The sequence below is a fragment of the Arsenicicoccus sp. UBA6765 genome (assembly GCF_002453335.1).
Lineage (GTDB): Bacteria > Actinomycetota > Actinomycetes > Actinomycetales > Dermatophilaceae > Arsenicicoccus > Arsenicicoccus bolidensis.
Window position 1 is genome coordinate 160,463 of sequence record NZ_DKGR01000033.1, and the last position, 12,672, is coordinate 173,134.

14 protein-coding genes are annotated in these 12,672 nt (G+C 73.0%); 8 read left to right on the plus strand and 6 right to left on the minus strand.

Annotation, left to right across the window (positions count from 1 at the left end; translation table 11 throughout):
* Positions 1-34 precede the first annotated feature (34 nt).
* From B4K29_RS09855 to B4K29_RS09865, 3 genes are all read left to right on the plus strand, one after another.
* Entirely contained in the window at positions 35-748 is a 714-nt protein-coding gene (locus B4K29_RS09855; RefSeq protein WP_286959089.1) for an HAD family hydrolase, read from the plus strand.
* On the plus strand, positions 745-3,246 hold the full coding sequence (locus B4K29_RS09860) for a glycoside hydrolase family 65 protein (protein ID WP_286967178.1): 2,502 nt from the start codon (positions 745-747) through the stop codon (positions 3,244-3,246). Before B4K29_RS09855 ends, B4K29_RS09860 begins: the two co-directional genes overlap by 4 nt.
* A 64-nt stretch (positions 3,247-3,310) precedes the next feature.
* Positions 3,311-4,003 (plus strand): DNA alkylation repair protein, encoded by a 693-nt coding sequence (locus B4K29_RS09865; protein WP_286967179.1) that lies wholly within the window; start codon positions 3,311-3,313, stop codon positions 4,001-4,003.
* Between the two features lie 27 nt (positions 4,004-4,030).
* Here the strand turns inward: B4K29_RS09865 and B4K29_RS09870 are convergent, their stop codons facing one another.
* Positions 4,031-4,519, minus strand: a complete 489-nt coding sequence (locus B4K29_RS09870) for a hypothetical protein (RefSeq protein ID WP_286967180.1) — start codon at positions 4,517-4,519, stop codon at positions 4,031-4,033.
* Positions 4,520-4,580: 61 nt separating this feature from the next.
* Here B4K29_RS09870 and B4K29_RS09875 point away from each other — a divergent pair, with 61 nt between their 5' ends.
* Positions 4,581-5,210 carry a flavin reductase family protein gene (locus tag B4K29_RS09875; RefSeq protein WP_019285066.1) on the plus strand — a complete coding sequence of 210 codons (630 nt, stop codon included), beginning with the start codon at positions 4,581-4,583 and terminating at the stop codon, positions 5,208-5,210.
* On the opposite strand, the gene B4K29_RS09880 is transcribed toward B4K29_RS09875, so the two are convergent.
* From B4K29_RS09880 to B4K29_RS09900, 5 genes are all read right to left on the minus strand, one after another.
* Positions 5,197-6,273, minus strand: coding sequence for a hypothetical protein (locus tag B4K29_RS09880; RefSeq protein ID WP_286967182.1), 1,077 nt, complete (start codon positions 6,271-6,273; stop codon positions 5,197-5,199). The genes B4K29_RS09875 and B4K29_RS09880 overlap by 14 nt on opposite strands.
* Positions 6,270-6,614, minus strand: coding sequence for a PadR family transcriptional regulator (locus B4K29_RS09885; RefSeq protein ID WP_286967184.1), 345 nt, complete (start codon positions 6,612-6,614; stop codon positions 6,270-6,272). The genes B4K29_RS09880 and B4K29_RS09885 overlap by 4 nt, the downstream gene beginning before the upstream one ends.
* Before the next feature lie 68 nt (positions 6,615-6,682).
* Complete coding sequence (locus tag B4K29_RS09890; RefSeq protein WP_286967186.1) at positions 6,683-7,552, minus strand: MaoC family dehydratase; 870 nt, start codon at positions 7,550-7,552, stop codon at positions 6,683-6,685.
* Positions 7,553-7,559: 7 nt separating this feature from the next.
* On the minus strand, positions 7,560-8,918 hold the full coding sequence (locus B4K29_RS09895) for a 3-oxoacyl-ACP reductase (RefSeq protein WP_286967187.1): 1,359 nt from the start codon (positions 8,916-8,918) through the stop codon (positions 7,560-7,562).
* A 1-nt stretch (position 8,919) separates the two neighbouring features.
* The gene (locus B4K29_RS09900) at positions 8,920-10,197 is read right to left on the minus strand and encodes an acetyl-CoA C-acetyltransferase (RefSeq protein ID WP_239263755.1); all 1,278 of its coding nucleotides are present in this window, start codon (positions 10,195-10,197) and stop codon (positions 8,920-8,922) included.
* Positions 10,198-10,290: 93 nt separating this feature from the next.
* Here B4K29_RS09900 and B4K29_RS09905 point away from each other — a divergent pair, with 93 nt between their 5' ends.
* The 4 genes from B4K29_RS09905 (at position 10,291) to B4K29_RS09920 (ending at position 12,671) form a co-directional block, all read left to right on the plus strand.
* Entirely contained in the window at positions 10,291-10,935 is a 645-nt protein-coding gene (locus tag B4K29_RS09905) for a TetR/AcrR family transcriptional regulator (RefSeq protein ID WP_286967188.1), read from the plus strand.
* A gap of 64 nt (positions 10,936-10,999) precedes the next feature.
* The gene (locus B4K29_RS09910; RefSeq protein ID WP_286961390.1) at positions 11,000-11,503 is read left to right on the plus strand and encodes a methylated-DNA--[protein]-cysteine S-methyltransferase; all 504 of its coding nucleotides are present in this window, start codon (positions 11,000-11,002) and stop codon (positions 11,501-11,503) included.
* Positions 11,504-11,520: 17 nt separating this feature from the next.
* Entirely contained in the window at positions 11,521-12,024 is a 504-nt protein-coding gene (locus B4K29_RS09915; protein WP_286961391.1) for an RNA polymerase sigma factor, read from the plus strand.
* On the plus strand, positions 12,021-12,671 hold the full coding sequence (locus B4K29_RS09920) for a methylated-DNA--[protein]-cysteine S-methyltransferase (RefSeq protein ID WP_286967189.1): 651 nt from the start codon (positions 12,021-12,023) through the stop codon (positions 12,669-12,671). Before B4K29_RS09915 ends, B4K29_RS09920 begins: the two co-directional genes overlap by 4 nt.
* The last annotated feature ends 1 nt before the right edge of the window (position 12,672 follow it).

The following is a 12,672-nucleotide window of genomic DNA, read 5'->3' on the forward strand; positions in this document are numbered from 1 at the left end:
TCAAGTGGCGTCAGATCCTCGCTACCCTCGAGGGGTGGACTGGACCCGATATGACGCTGCGCTCTTCGACCTCGACGGCGTGATCACGCCCACCGCGATCGTGCACATGCGGGCGTGGAGCGAGATGTTCAACGCCTACCTGACCTCGCGCGGGATCACCGAGCCCTACACCGACGAGGACTACTTCGCCCACGTCGACGGCAAGCCGCGCTACGACGGCGTGCGGACCTTCCTCGCCTCGCGGGGCATCACGCTGCCCGAGGGCGAGCCGACCGACGCGCCCGGCACCGAGACCGTCTGCGGCCTCGGCAACGGCAAGAACGACGCCTTCCGCACCGTCCTCGAGCGCGACGGCGTCGAGCCGTATGCCGGATCGGTGCAGCTGCTCGACCACCTCGCCGCCATCGGCACCAAGGTCGCCGTCGTCTCCTCCTCCCAGAACGCCCGACCCGTCCTGACCTCCGCCGGGCTCGTGGACCGCTTCCCCGTGATCGTGGACGGCGTCGTCGCCAAGGCCGACGGCCTGCCCGGCAAGCCCGCCCCCGACACCTTCCTCGCGGCCGCGGAGCGCCTCGGCGTGCCCCGCGAGCGCGCCGTGGTGCTCGAGGACGCGGAGTCCGGGGTGGCGGCCGGCCGCGCGGGCGACTTCGGGCTGGTCGTGGGCGTCGACCGCGGCGCCGGCGTCGAGCGGCTCACCGAGTGCGGGGCCGACGTCGTCGTCTCGGACCTCGCGGAGCTGGTGCAGTGACACCCCTGCACCTGACGGCCGACCCCCTGGACCGCACCCGCTTCCCCGTCGAGCCGTGGCGGTTCGTCGAGACCGAGTACTCCGGCGAGGACCTCGGCACCACCGAGACGTTGTTCGCCGTGGGCAACGGCTATCTCGGCATGCGCGGCAACCCGCCCGAGGGGCGCGAGGCGCACACGCACGGCACCTTCATCAACGGCTTCCACGAGACGTGGGACATCCGGCACGCCGAGCAGGCCTTCGGCTTCGCCAAGGTCGGGCAGACCATCGTCAACGTCCCGGACGCCAAGCTGATGAAGCTCTACATCGACGACGAGCCGCTGCTGCTGGCCGTCGCGGACCTCGTGCACTACGAGCGCACCCTGGACTTCCGGACCGGGATGCAGACCCGCGACATCGAGGTGCGCACCGCCTCCGGCAAGCGGGTGCGGATCTGCTCGACCCGCATGGTCAGCTTCACCGAGCGCCACCTCGCCCTCATGTCCCTCGAGGTGACCCTGCTCGAGGGCGACGCCCCCATCGTCGTGTCCAGCCAGATCATCAACCGGCAGGACGGCAAGGACGAGTACCACGTGCGCGCGGCCGCCATGGGCGAGGGCCACGACCCCCGCAAGGCGGCGGCCTTCGCGGACCGGGTGCTCGAGCCGCAGTCGCACTGGCACAGCGACCGCCGGATGATCCTCGGCTACCGCACCGCGCAGTCCGGCATGACCCTCGCCGTCGGTGCGGACCACACGATCGAGACCGAGGCGGCATACGAGGAGCTCATCGACAGCGACCAGGACCGCGGCCGCAAGATCTATCGCATCGACGCCAAGCAGGGCCAGACGGTCACGATCACCAAGGCCGTCAGCTATCACACGTCGCGGGGCGTGCCCGTGCGCGAGCTCGTCGACCGGTGCCGCCGCACGCTGGACCGGGTGCGGGAGAACGGCACCGACCACTACGTCGAGCAGCAGCGCGCGTGGATGGACCGCTACTGGGCCAACACCGACGTCGAGATCGAGGGTCACCCGGCCCTGCAGCAGGCCATCCGGTGGAGCCTCTACCAGCTCGCCCAGGCCTCGGCCCGCGCCGACCAGATGGGCATCGCCGCCAAGGGCGTCACCGGGTCCGGCTACGAGGGCCACTACTTCTGGGACACCGAGGTCTACGTCGTCCCGTTCCTCACCTACACCTCCCCCGAGGTGGCGCGCAACGCCCTGCGCGCCCGAGTGCAGATGCTCCCCAAGGCCCGCGAGCGCGCCCGCGACCTGTCGCAGCGCGGAGCGCTGTTCCCCTGGCGCACGATCAACGGCGAGGAGGCCTCGGCCTACTACGCCGCGGGCACGGCGCAGTACCACATCGACGCCGACGTGGCCTTCGCGTTCAGCAAGTTCCACGACGTCACGGGCGACGTGGGCTTCATGGCGCGCGACGGCATCGACGTGCTCGTCGAGACGGCCCGCATGTGGGCCGACCTGGGCTTCTGGCGCGAGAACGGCAAGCGCACCTTCCAGATCCACGGGGTCACCGGCCCGGACGAGTACACCACCGTGGTCAACAACAACCTCTTCACCAACGTCATGTCGCGCGACAACCTCGAGCGCGCCGCCCGCGCGGTCCGCGAGCTGCAGGACGACGACCCCTCCGGCTATGCCCGCCTCGTGCGTCGGCTCCGGCTGGAGGACGAGGAGATCGTCGAGTGGCAGGCCTGCGCCGAGCACATGGAGATCCCCTACGACGACGAGCTGGGCATCCACCCGCAGGACGACCACTTCATCGACCGCGAGGTCTGGGACCTGTCCCGCACCGACCCCGCCCGGCGGCCGCTGCTCCTGCACTACCACCCGCTCGTGATCTACCGCTTCCAGGTGCTCAAGCAGGCCGACGTCGTGCTGGCGCTGTTCTTGCAGGGTGACCGCTTCTCGCTCGAGGAGAAGCGCCGCGACTTCGACTACTACGACCCGATCACCACCGGTGACTCGACCCTGTCCGCCGTCGTCCAGTCGATCATCGCGGCCGAGGTCGGGTACGCCGACATGGCGCTCAAGTACTTCTACTCCGGGTTGTTCGTCGACCTCGCCGACCTGCACCGCAACACCTCCGACGGCGTGCACATCGCGTCCGCCGGCGGCGTCTGGAACGCCCTGGTCTACGGCTTCGCCGGCATGCGCGACTACCACGGCGAGCTGTCCTTCGACCCCCGCATGCCCGACGCCTGGCCCCAGCTGACCTTCCCGATCCGGGTGCGCGGCACCAGGATCCGCGTCACCGTGCGGCAGGAGTCGATCGCCTTCGAGGTCGAGGAGGGCACCCAGGTCGACCTGTCGGTCCGGGGGGTGCCGTATGCCGTGACCGCCGGCTCGCCCGTCACCGTCCCGCTCGACGGGCAGGGAGAGCGACGCGCCAGCCTGCAGGGCTCGCACCCGGTGATCGGCGACCTGCGCACGGACGGGTCGATCATCTCGGCGGGCGTGCCCGACCCCGACCAGTGGCGGCCCGGCGGCCCTCACTGACCGCGGCACCCGTGGTCGCCACCTCGCGCAGGACCGTCCGGCCGCTGGTGGCTACGCTGGCGCCGTGAGCGACGCCGACGCCCTGGTCCTCGAGGTCCGGTCCCTCCTCGCCGCGCACGCAGACCCGGAGCGGGCGGCGGCGCAGCAGCGCTACATGAGGTCGGCGATGCCGTTCCACGGGCTGACCTCGCCGGAGCGCCGGCTCGTGACCCGTCCCGTCCTCGCGGCGCACCGGCTGACCACGCGCGAGGAGTGGGAGGCGACCGTCCGCCGGGTGTGGGACGAGGCGACCCACCGCGAGGAGCGCTACACCGCGATCGAGCTGCTCCGGCACCGCGCCTACCGCGAGTGGCGCGACAGCGGCCTAGCTCCCCTGCTCGAGCACCTCATCACGACCGGTGCGTGGTGGGACGTCGTCGACGCGACCACGCCCGTGGTCGGCGAGATCCTGCGCGCCGAGCCGGGATTCGCATCACGGCTGCGCGCCTGGTCGACGTCCGACGACCTCTGGCTGCGCCGCGCCTCGATCATCGGCCAGCTCGACAGCAAGGGACGCACCGACGTCGCGCTGCTGCAGGACTGCCTGGACGCCAACCTCGGCGACCGCGAGTTCTTCATCCGCAAGGCCATCGGGTGGGCGCTGCGCCAGCACGCCCGGGTCGACCCCGCCTGGGTGCGGACGTATGTCGCGACCCGGCGCACCCGCCTGTCCCCGCTCTCGGTCCGCGAGGCCCTCAAGCACCTCGGCGACGCCTGAACCCGTGACCAGGTGGGGCGGCGAGGGTCAGCCGGCGAGGTCGGCGAGGAGGGAATCGCGCTGGTCGGCGGGGATCGCGTCGACGGGCAGCGGGGTGCGGGTGTTGTCGCGGCGCTCCAGGACGAGCACGCCGTCGTCAGTGACCCGGGCCCGGCGGAAGCGGTCGAGCGGGTGCTCCGTCCCCGAGATGGGGAACCGGACGAGGCGGGCGGGGGCGTCATACCGCAGCGCGAAGCGCTCCTGCCCCCCGAGCGCCGAGGTGACCCGCCGGCGCCGACCGACGTCGGCCGCCACGAGGACCACCGCCAGGATGACGGGCGCCAGGGCCAGCCACCAGGAGGTCGATCCGCCGGAGAGCGCCACGACCACCGCCGCGACGACCGCCAGGACGACGAGCACCACCTCGAAGGCGCGCGCCTTGCGGCGGGTGGGTCCGTCGATGGCCTCCGCCAGGCGCCGGACGAGGTCGGGGGTCGAGGTGACGACCGGTCCGCCGTCGTGGTCGAGGGTCTCCATGGCGGCGACTCTAGCCGGGGCGGACGGGCGTGGTCCGGCACCGCGGCCCTAGGGTGGCGGCATGCGTCACGACTTCCCGGTCCATGGCGAGGGTGCCCTCCCCAACCGCGGCCTGTATCGCCTGCTGACGTCGGTGATCGTCCCGCGGCCGATCGCCTGGGTCACCTCACGGTCCGCCGCGGGCGTGGACAACCTCGCGCCGCACTCGTTCTACACCGTCTCGTGCGTGGACCCGGCGATGGTGCAGTTCACCTCGGTGGGGGTCAAGGACACCCTGCGAAACGTCCGTGAGACCGGCGAGTTCGTCGTCCACCTGCTCGGGGAGCGGCATGTCGAGGTGGGCAACGCATCGGGGACGGACTACCCGGCGGAGGTGAGCGAGCTCGAGGCGCTCGAGCTCGAACGGGAGCCCAGCGCCACCGTCTCGGTGCCCCGTCTGGCCGCGTCGCCGGTCGCCATCGAGTGCCGGCTGCACGCCGCGGTGACGCTCGGCGACTCGACGGTCGTGATCGGCGCCGTGCAGCACGTCGCCGTCGACGAGGACGTCCTCGACCTCAGCCGCCCCGACAGCCCGCACGCCCGGATCCGCGACCTCGCGCCCCTCGCCCGCCTCGGCCGCGACGAGTGGGGCACGGTGGGGGAGGTGCGCGAGATCAAGCGGATCCCCTACTCGAGCATCAGCGGTCGTTGACGCGGCCGGACGTCAGCAGCTCGCGGTAGCGCCAGCAGACGCGCACCGCCTCGACGACGAGGACCAGCAGGAGCAGGCTCCGCCACCCGATCGTCCAGGCGGACTCGCCACCGAGGCCGGCGTCGAGGAGCAGCCACACCCAGATCCCGAGCAGCGCGAGCCGGGCGACGATGCCGCGCCGGGCCCGCACGCGGGGGTCGCGAGCGATCCGCTGGGCATAGGCGCCGGGGGTCCCGAACTCGTCGTCCAGGGTCGAGCCCGCCTGCGCGGCGTGGGCTCGCGCCTCCTCGGTGATGGTGCGGATGCGGTCCTCCGTCACGTCTCCCCGGGACCGGAGGACGCGGGCCAGCTCGGCGGCCCAGTCCTCGTCGACCAGCCGGCGCCGGCTCGCGGGCGCCGCAGCGGGAGCGTCCGGGACGACCTTGCCCAGCACCCAGGCGAGCCCGGCGTAGGCGGCCAGCAGCGGGACGAACCACAGGACGGACGCGTGGGCGATCGGGTGGGGGTTGCCGGTCGCGAAGGCCAGGGCGATCGCGACGGCGCAGACGAGCAGCGTGCCCAGCGCCCCGGCCGCGGCGACCGCGACGCGGCGACGGCGCAGGAGCCGCTCGTAGGTCCACAGGCTGAGGAGGGCGGCGGCGGAGATCGTGAAGGGCATGGTGACCAGGCCGATCGTGTAGGTCACCTCCCACTCCCCGGACAGCGCGTGCACGACGCCCAGCAGGAGCGTGACGACCACGGCGCCGACCGAGGCGATGACCGGGACGTCCCGCAGCTGCGCCCCGCTGTCGTCGGTGACGTCCGATCCCGCCTCGCTCCACCGCGCCCGCTGCTCCTCGGCCCACTCGTCCGCCGACCCGAACAGCTCCTCCGGCCCCTCCCCGGACTCCCGGACCAGGTCGAGCGCCTGGTCCAGCGCTCGGGCCGCCGCGCTCGACCGGACGTCGTCGCGAAAGAGGCGGTAGTACGCCCGCTCCGCCCAGGCCCGGTCGTCGGCGCTCCCCCGCGCCTCGCGGAAGCCGTCGAGGACGGCCAGGACGTCGGGCTGCTGCGTGCTGCTCATCGTTCCCCCTTGGTGGCGAGCCGCGTGAGGGTGGCCTGCAGGTCACCCAGCGCGGCGAGGTCGTCGGCGAGACGGGCCGTCCCCTGCTCGGTCAGCGTGTAGCTTCGCCGACCGGGCCCGCTCTCGCCGGGGGTCCACGTGGTCGTGACGTCGCGTCGCTCCTCGAGCCGGGCGAGCACGGGATAGAGCGAACCCCCCTTGAGACGGCCGAGCCCCGCGGCCTCCAGCGACGCCGCGATGGCGTAGCCGTGCCCCGGTCCGGCGCTGAGCACGCCCAGGATCGCGGGCTCCAGGAGGGCCCGCACCCAGGGGAGCGGCCAGCGCGAGATGTCGTCCGTCACGTATCTAAGTACACGTCATATCTAGATACGACGCAACCCCCTGCCGCGCCGCAGCGCGCGGACGGGTGTCAGGCTTCGAGCGTGGCCACGAGGTGGATCGTGTCGGGCTTCCTGGTCCCACGCAGCGCCGCGACCTGCGCGCTGCCCGAGCGGTCCACGACGAGGTCCACGGTGGTCGGCAGCAGCACCGGCTTGCGGAACCACACGTGCGACCGGCTCGGGCCGGTGCTCTGCGGACCGAGCGCGGCGATGGTGCGCGCGCCGGTCCACATGCCGTGCGCGATGGCCCTCGGGAAGCCCATCGCCCTGGCCGTCAGCGGGTGCAGGTGGATCGGGTTGACGTCCCCGGACACCGCGGCATAGCGCCGGCCCAGGTCGTCGGCCAGCCGCCACCGGGCGCACGGGTCTCCAGCCGGTATGCCGGGGGCCGCGGCGCCACGCGGGGCGTCGGCCTGGCCGGCCCCGCGCTGCAGGTAGGTGCTGGTCTCCTGCCAGACGGCCTCGCCGTCGACCTCCACGAGCGTCACCAGGTCGACGAGCCGCCCCTTGGTGTGCGGGCGCAGCGACTCGGCCCACACGGTGACGTCGTAGGCCTGGTCGGCGGTCAGGGTGCGGTGCACGGTCGTGGCGTTCTCGACGTGCACGAGGCCCGGCATGGGCAGGGGGAAGTCCTTGTCGGACATGATCTTTGCGGCCAGGGGGAAGCCCAGCAGGTGCGGGTAGGCGTGCGGCAGGACGTCACCGCCCGCCGCCCCCACGAGCCGCTGGTAGTCCGCGAGGTGACCACGGTCGACCTGCACCCCGCGGCGCACCAGGCGTCGGGTGCTCAGGTCACCGCCGCGCCCCTTGGCGGTGAGGGCGCCGCGCACGAGCGAGCGCACCAGAGAGGGAGACTCGCGGATCTCCTCGGTGGCGACGGTGGGCTGGTCGGTCGTCATCCGGCCCTCACGCCCCGATCATGTTCTGGCCGCACACGCGGACGACCTGGCCGGTGACCCCGGCCGACGCGGGCTGGACCAGCCAGGCGATCGTGTCGGCGACGTCGACGGGCAGGCCGCCCTGCTGCAGCGAGGACAGGCGGCGGGCCGCCTCGCGCGTGGCGAACGGCATCTTGCCCGTCATCTCGGTCTCGATGAGGCCGGGGGCGACCCCGTTGACGGTGATGCCGCGCTCGGCGACCTGTGGGGCGAGGGCGCCGACGAGGCCGATGATCGCGGCCTTGGTGGCCGAGTAGTTGGTCTGGCCGCGGTTGCCCGCGAAGCCGGACTGCGAGGACAGGCACACCATGCGGCCGCCGTCACCCAGGCCGTCGGAGCCGAGGAGGGTCTCGTTCATCTGCACGATCGAGGCGAGGTTGACGGCCATCACGCTGTCCCACCGGGACTCGTCCATGTTGACGAAGAGCTTGTCGCGGGTGATGCCGGCGTTGTGCACCACGATGTCGAGCCCGCCGTGACGGCCGCGAGCGTGGTCGAGGATGCGGCGGCCGGCGTCCTCGGCCGTGACGTCGAGCTGCAGCGCCGTGCCACCGACCTCGCCGGCGACCTGCGCGAGAGCCTCGCCGGCCGCGGGCACGTCGACGCACACGACCGTGGCGCCGTCGCGGTGCAGGGTGCGCGCGATGGCCGCGCCGATGCCTCGCGCCGCGCCGGTCACGACGGCGACCTGGCCGTCGAGAGGACGGTCGACGGACGGGTTGGCCTGCGCCGCAGCGCTGCTCACCCGCACGGGCTGCCCGTCGACGAACGCCGACCGGCCGGAGAGGAAGAACCGCACGGCCTCGCCGACGTTGGCGCGAGCCTGCTCGGACACCTCTCCCTCCGAGACCGGCCCGAGGACGAGGTTGGCCGTGGCGCCGGCGCGCAGCTCCTTGGCCAGGGAGCGGGTGAACCCGTCGAGGGCGCGCTGGGTCGCCACCTGCACGGGGTCGGTGAGCTGCGTGTGGTCCGTGCCGATCACGACGACGCGGGCGTTGCGGCCGAGCCGCTTGACGGCCGGGGCGCCCAGCTCGCGCAGCGCGGCGAGGTCGGCAGGGTGACGCGCGTCCGACAGGTCGAGCACGACGCCACCGAGGCGACCGTCGCCCAGCTCCTCCAGCGAGTCCACCACGGACACGGCGGCGTTGGTGAGCAGGGAGCGCACGCTCGCGACATACGAGCCCGTCCCCGCCACGAGCACCGGTGACTCGCAGAGGATCTGGCCCGGCTCGTAGCGCCGCAGGCGCACGGGGGCGGGCAGGCCGAGCCGCTTGGCGACGTTCTTGCCGAAGGGCGTGTTGATGAAGTCGGAGTACTGGTCGGCCATCTCAGGCCTCCACGATCGCGACGACGCCCTGGCCACCGGCCGCGCAGATGGAGATCAGGCCGCGGCCCGAGCCCCGCTCGTGCAGCATCTTGGCCAGGCTGGCGAGGATGCGACCACCGGTGGCCGCGAAGGGGTGGCCGGCCGCGAGCGACGAGCCGTTGACGTTGAGCCTGCTGCGGTCGATCGAGCCGAGCGGCGCGTCCAGGCCGAGCCGATCCCGGCAGAAGTCCTCGTCCTCCCAGGCCTTGAGCGTGGACAGCACCGTGGAGGCGAAGGCCTCGTGGATCTCGTAGAAGTCGAAGTCCTGCAGGCTCAGGCCGTTTCGCGCTAGGAGGCGGGGCACGGCATACGCCGGGGCCATGAGCAGGCCCTCGTCACCCTGCACGTAGTCGACGGCCGCCGTCTCGCCGTCGACGAACCAGGCGAGGGGCTCGAGGCGGTGCTCGCGCGCCCAGTCCTCGCTGGCGAGGAGCACCGCCGAGGCGCCGTCGGTGAGCGGGGTGGAGTTGCCGGCGGTCATGGTGGCGCCCTCGCCCTTGCCGAAGACCGGCTTGAGGGTGGCGAGCTTGTCGACCGAGGAGTCGGGCCGCAGGTTGTTGTCCCTGGTGAGGCCCAGGAACGGCGTCATCAGGTCGTCGAAGAAGCCGCGGTCGTAGGCCGCCGCGAGGTTGTGGTGCGAGGCGGCGGCCAGCTCGTCCTGCGCCTCACGGGTGATGCCCCAGCGCTTGGCGGTCTGGGCCATGTGCTCGCCCATCGACAGGCCGGTGCGGGGCTCGTCGTTCTGCGGGGCGACGGGGGCCAGGTGCTGGGGGCGCAGGCCGGCGAAGGCCTTGGCGCGGGCCATCGGGGTCTTGGCGCGCATGGCGGACAGCAGGCTGCGGCGCAGGCCCTCGCTGATGACGATCGGCGCGTCCGAGGTGGTGTCGACGCCACCGGCGATGCCGACCTCGATCTGCCCGAGGGCGATCTTGTTGCTGACCAGGATGGCGGCCTCGAGGCCGGTGCCGCAGGCCTGCTGCAGGTCGTAGGCCGGGGTCTGCGCGGACAGCCGGGTGCCCAGCACGGACTCACGCGTGAGGTTGAAGTCGCGCGAGTGCTTGATGACCGCGCCGGCGGCGACCTCGCCGAGCCGCTCGCCCGCGAGGCCGTAGCGGGCGACGAGCCCGTCCAGCGTGGCGGTGAGCATGTCCTGGTTGGAGGCCTTGGCGTAGGCGCCGTTGGACCGGGCGAACGGGATGCGGTTGCCGCCGAGGACGGCGACGCGACGGGTGGTCGTCATGGGTGCTCCTGTGCGAGATGGGTCTGACACTGTTGCCAATCTAACCGATACCTTGAGTACCCGATACCTTGATCACCTGATAATTTCTCCTGCATGACGAGCGACACTCCCCACCCCGGCAACGGCGCCGGACGCGTCGACGGGCGGGCCTCCCGGTGGGAGGAGCACCGCCGGCAGCGACGGGTCGAGCTCGTGGACCACACCGTCCGCGCGATCCGGCAGCACGGCGCAGGGGTCGGGCTCGACGACATCGCGGCCCAGGCGGGGACCAGCAAGACCGTGATCTACCGGCACTTCGAGGACCGGACCGGCCTGTACCGCGCCGTGGCGCAGCGCGTCGAGGGGCAGATCGTGGGGCGGGTCCGCTCGTCGCTGGACGCCGACGCGTCGCCGCGCGAGGTGCTGGAGTCCGTGATCGACGCCTACCTGCGCCTGGTGGAGCGCGACCCCGAGCTGTACCGCTTCGTCATACGACGTCCGCTGGTCGACGGCCCCCTCGACGACGACCCGGTGCCCGGCATCACCAGCCAGGTGGCGGCCACGGTGGCCGCGATCCTCGACGAGGCGACCACCCCGGCGGTGGCTCACGTCTGGGCCGTGGCGCTGGTCGGATCGGTGCAGGCCTGCGCGGACGACTGGCTCGCGACCGACCCCGCGCCCCGCATGACGCGCGCCGAGCTCACGCACCAGCTGGCCGAGCTGGCCTGGCACGGCGTCGCGCAGACCTATCGGGCGTGAGGGCTCACGGATCGGGGGGTCGCGGCGTCTACCGTGTGTGAAGAGCCCCAGCCCGAGGAGCAGCATGCGTCGCCACACGATCATCGACAGCCCGGTCGGGCCGCTGACCGCGGTCGCCGAGGACGACGCCCTGATCGCGCTCTACTTCGAGCGGCACGGGCGCGCTCCGGCCGTCACCGAGCACGGCGAGCGGGCGGACAAGGACCCGCTGCTCACCCGGGCACGAACCCAGCTGGGTGAGTACTTCGGCGGCGAGCGGACGACCTTCGACCTCGCCACGGTTCCCCCCGGGGACGGCTTCCAGCAGCGCGTGTGGGCGCAGCTGCGCGAGATCCCCTACGGCGAGACGCGGTCCTACGGGCAGCTCGCCCGGGCTCTCGGCCAGCCGGGCGCGGCCCAGGCGGTCGGCAACGCGAACGGCGCCAACCCGATCTCCATCGTCGTCCCGTGCCACCGCGTCATCGGGTCCGACGGCTCCCTGACCGGCTATGCCGGGGGGCTCGAGCGCAAGCGCTGGCTGCTCGCGCACGAGGAGCCGGCGGCGTCCGTGACCGGCCGGCTCTTCTGAGCGGCAGCCGATCTCGTATGCCGCGCAGCGAGCCCTTCGAGGACGTGGTCACCGCCCACGGGGCCACCGTCCTGCGGGTCTGCCGGGCCGTGGTGGGGCCGGTCGAGGCCGAGGACGCCTGGTCCGAGACCTTTCTCGCGGCCCTGCGCGCCTGGCCGCGGCTCGACGCGGACGCCAACGTGGAGGCGTGGCTCGTCACGATCGCGCACCGCAAGGCGATCGACCTGGTGCGCAAGGCCGCTCGCAGCACCCCGACCGAGCACGTCCCGGACCGCCCTGCGCGCCACGGGAACCCGCACGACCACGACCCCGACCTGTGGGCCGCCCTGGCCACCCTGACGGACCGGCAGCGCCAGGCGGTGGCCTACCACCACCTCGCCGGGATCCCGCACGCCGAGGTCGCCGTCATCCTCGGCAGCACGCCGGCCGCCACCCGCCGCGCCTGCGCCGACGGCATCGCGGCGCTGCGGCGCACCTATCCCCTGCTGGCCAACGACGACCGAGACGAGGACCCGAGATGACCGACCTGCGAACGCTGCTGGAGGCCGGAGCCGACGCCACGGGCCAGGCTGACGAGACGGCCGACCTCGCCCGGCTCACCGCGGCCCTGTCCTTCCGCGCCCTGCTCGAGGGGACCCTGGACGTGCGTCACCGCACGATCGACAGCCCGGTCGGGCCGCTGCTGGTGGCGGCGACGCCGCGAGGGGTCGCCCGGGTCGCCTTCGCGCACGAGGGGTTCGACGCGGTGGTCGACGACCTCGCCCGGCGCCTGGGCCCGCGCGTGCTGCCGGCAGGCTCGACGCTCGACGACGTCGCCCGGGAGCTGGACGACTTCTTCGCCGGGCGCCGCGACCACTTCGACGTCGCCGCGGACCTGGCGCTCGCCAAGGGATTTCGCCGCGACGTCCTCGACCGGCTGCGCGAGATCCCGTATGGCGCAACGCGGTCCTACGCCGGGGTCGCCGCCGCGGCCGGCAGCCCCGGGGCGGTGCGGGCGGTGGGCACGGCCTGCGCCACCAACCCCGTGCCCATCCTCGTGCCCTGCCACCGCGTCGTCCGCAGCGACGGCACGAGCGGCGCCTATCGTGGTGGGGCCGAGGCCAAGCAGTGGCTGCTGGCGATGGAGTCCGCCGCTGCCACGCCGGCGGACCGGCATACCGGCCCCTGAG

Excerpts from the sequence above, each read along its gene's own strand:
- B4K29_RS09870 (WP_286967180.1), bottom strand. The coding sequence starts at position 4,519 with ATGGAGACCCTCGACCACGACGGCGGACCGGTCGTCACCTCGACCCCC.
- B4K29_RS09875 (WP_019285066.1), top strand. The coding sequence starts at position 4,581 with ATGCGTCACGACTTCCCGGTCCATGGCGAGGGTGCCCTCCCCAACCGC.
- B4K29_RS09880 (WP_286967182.1), bottom strand. The coding sequence starts at position 6,273 with ATGAGCAGCACGCAGCAGCCCGACGTCCTGGCCGTCCTCGACGGCTTC.
- B4K29_RS09890 (WP_286967186.1), bottom strand. The coding sequence starts at position 7,552 with ATGACGACCGACCAGCCCACCGTCGCCACCGAGGAGATCCGCGAGTCT.
- B4K29_RS09895 (WP_286967187.1), bottom strand. The coding sequence starts at position 8,918 with ATGGCCGACCAGTACTCCGACTTCATCAACACGCCCTTCGGCAAGAAC.
- B4K29_RS09900 (WP_239263755.1), bottom strand. The coding sequence starts at position 10,197 with ATGACGACCACCCGTCGCGTCGCCGTCCTCGGCGGCAACCGCATCCCG.
- B4K29_RS09905 (WP_286967188.1), top strand. The coding sequence starts at position 10,291 with ATGACGAGCGACACTCCCCACCCCGGCAACGGCGCCGGACGCGTCGAC.
- B4K29_RS09910 (WP_286961390.1), top strand. The coding sequence starts at position 11,000 with ATGCGTCGCCACACGATCATCGACAGCCCGGTCGGGCCGCTGACCGCG.
- B4K29_RS09915 (WP_286961391.1), top strand. The coding sequence starts at position 11,521 with ATGCCGCGCAGCGAGCCCTTCGAGGACGTGGTCACCGCCCACGGGGCC.
- B4K29_RS09920 (WP_286967189.1), top strand. The coding sequence starts at position 12,021 with ATGACCGACCTGCGAACGCTGCTGGAGGCCGGAGCCGACGCCACGGGC.